Here is a 3,083-nt window from a genome sequence, read left to right as displayed (position 1 = left end):
TTGATTTTTTCGTTGTTGCGTTATCCAAGCAATTGTCTTGGGTGTTATATAGTCAAGCCGCACGAGCAATTAGTATCGGTTAGCTCAACGCCTCGCAGCGCTTACACACCCGACCTATCAACGTCCTGGTCTTGAACGGCTCTTTAGGGGCCTCGAGGGCCCGGGGAGATCTCATCTTGGAAGGGGCTTCCCGCTTAGATGCTTTCAGCGGTTATCCTGTCCGAACGTAGCTACCCAGCAATGCCTCTGGCGAGACAACTGGAACACCAGCGGTTCGTCCACTCCGGTCCTCTCGTACTAGGAGCAGCTTTCCTCAAATCTCCAACGTCCACGGCAGATAGGGACCGAACTGTCTCACGACGTTCTAAACCCAGCTCGCGTACCACTTTAAATGGCGAACAGCCATACCCTTGGGACCGGCTTCAGCCCCAGGATGTGATGAGCCGACATCGAGGTGCCAAACACCGCCGTCGATGTGAACTCTTGGGCGGTATCAGCCTGTTATCCCCGGAGTACCTTTTATCCGTTGAGCGATGGCCCTTCCATACAGAACCACCGGATCACTATGACCTACTTTCGTACCTGCTCGACGTGTCAGTCTCGCAGTTAAGCGGGCTTGTGCCATTACACTAACCGTACGATGTCCGACCGTACTTAGCCCACCTTTGTGCTCCTCCGTTACGCTTTAGGAGGAGACCGCCCCAGTCAAACTACCCACCACACAGTGTCCTCGATCCCGATAAGGGACCAGAGTTAGAACCTCAAACATGCCAGGCTGGTATTTCAAGGTTGGCTCCACGCAAACTAGCGTTCACGCTTCAAAGCCTCCCAGCTATCCTACACAAACATGTTCAAAGTTCACTGTGAAGCTATAGTAAAGGTTCACGGGGTCTTTCCGTCTAGCCGCGGATACACCGCATCTTCACGGCGATTTCAATTTCACTGAGTCTCGGGTAGAGACAGCGCCCCCATCGTTACGCCATTCGTGCAGGTCGGAACTTACCCGACAAGGAATTTCGCTACCTTAGGACCGTTATAGTTACGGCCGCCGTTTACCGGGGCTTCGATCAAGAGCTTCGCACGAATGCTAACCCCATCAATTAACCTTCCGGCACCGGGCAGGCGTCACACCGTATACGTCCACTTTCGTGTTTGCACAGTGCTGTGTTTTTAATAAACAGTCGCAGGGGCCTGGTATCTTCGACTGGCTTCTGCTCAACCCGCGAAGGGCGTCACATACCACCAGCGTGCCTTCTCCCGAAGTTACGGCACCATTTTGCCTAGTTCCTTTACCCGAGTTCTCTCAAGCGCCTTGGTATTCTCTACCTGACCACCTGTGTCGGTTTGGGGTACGGTCTCGAATAGCCTGAAGCTTAGAAGATTTTCCTGGAAGCAGGGCATCAATGACTTCGCTCCCGTAAAAGGGTGCTCGTCGTCACGTCTCAGGATTGTGGATCCGGATTTGCCTAAACCCACTCCCTACTCGCTTAAACCGGGACAACCGTCGCCCGGCTCACCTAGCCTTCTCCGTCTCTCCATCGCAGCTATCCAAGGTACGGAAATATTAATCCGTTTCCCATCGACTACACCTTTCGGTCTCGCCTTAGGGGCCGACTCACCCTGCGCCGATTAGCGTTGCGCAGGAACCCTTGGTCTTCCGGCGTGCGGGTTTTTCACCCGCATTGTCGTTACTCATGTCAGCATTCGCACTTCTGATACCTCCAGCATGCTTCTCAACACACCTTCGCAGGCTTACAGAACGCTCCCCTACCCCGCATACAAAGTATGCAGCCGCAGCTTCGGTGACCAGTTTGAGCCCCGTTACATCTTCCGCGCAGGCCGACTCGACTAGTGAGCTATTACGCTTTCTTTAAAGGATGGCTGCTTCTAAGCCAACCTCCTAGCTGTCTGAGCCTTCCCACATCGTTTCCCACTTAACTGGTACTTTGGGACCTTAGCTGGCGGTCTGGGTTGTTTCCCTCTTCACGATGGACGTTAGCACCCACCGTGTGTCTCCCGGATAGTACTCACAGGTATTCGGAGTTTGCATCGGGTTGGTAAGTCGGGATGACCCCCTAGCCGAAACAGTGCTCTACCCCCTGTGGTATTCGTCCGAGGCGCTACCTAAATAGCTTTCGGGGAGAACCAGCTATCTCCGGGCTTGATTAGCCTTTCACTCCGATCCACAAGTCATCCCCTGGCTTTTCAACGACAGTGGGTTCGGTCCTCCAGTTGATGTTACTCAACCTTCAACCTGCTCATGGATAGATCGCCCGGTTTCGGGTCTATGCCCAGCGACTAAATCGCCCTATTCAGACTCGGTTTCCCTACGGCTCCCCTAAACGGTTAACCTCGCCACTGAACATAAGTCGCTGACCCATTATACAAAAGGTACGCCGTCACAGAACAAGTCTGCTCCGACTGCTTGTACGCATACGGTTTCAGGATCTATTTCACTCCCCTCACAGGGGTTCTTTTCGCCTTTCCCTCACGGTACTGGTTCACTATCGGTCAGTCAGGAGTATTTAGCCTTGGAGGATGGTCCCCCCATATTCAGACAGGATACCACGTGTCCCGTCCTACTCGATTTCACTAGACTCAGGTTTCGGATACGGGGCTATCACCCACTATGGCGGCACTTTCCAGAGCCTTCTCCTACCAGTTGTCTAGCTTAAGGGCTAGTCCCCGTTCGCTCGCCGCTACTTAGGGAATCTCGGTTGATTTCTTTTCCTCGGGGTACTTAGATGTTTCAGTTCCCCCGGTTCGCCTCTTACACCTATGTATTCAGTGCAAGATACCCGACCGAAATCGGGTGGGTTTCCCCATTCAGAAATGTCCGGATCACAGCTTGTTTGCCAGCTCCCCGAACCTTATCGCAGGCTTCCACGTCTTTCATCGCCTCTGACTGCCAAGGCATCCACCGTATGCGCTTAGTTGCTTGACTATATAACCCCAAGACAACTGATCGCTGGTACACCCAACACGCTCTTTTAACGCTCCCCGAAGGAAACACCAAAAGACGGTGTTTTCGTACTCAGAGATAAGTCACCTGAAGCTATAAACAACCACTTCAACGACAACAC

Annotated in this window: 1 rRNA gene; it reads right to left on the bottom strand. The window is 53.0% G+C overall.

The annotated features are described in order from the left end of the window. Positions 1–48: 48 nt before the first annotated feature. A 23S ribosomal RNA gene (locus tag KO508_RS13650) occupies positions 49–2,944 on the bottom strand. Positions 2,945–3,083: the final 139 nt, after the last annotated feature.

The organism is Marinobacter salexigens (assembly GCF_018860765.1).
In the GTDB taxonomy this organism is placed as follows: domain Bacteria; phylum Pseudomonadota; class Gammaproteobacteria; order Pseudomonadales; family Oleiphilaceae; genus Marinobacter; species Marinobacter salexigens_A.
The sequence above is the reverse complement of the archived record's forward strand: the minus strand, read 5'-3'. Positions and strand labels throughout refer to the sequence as shown.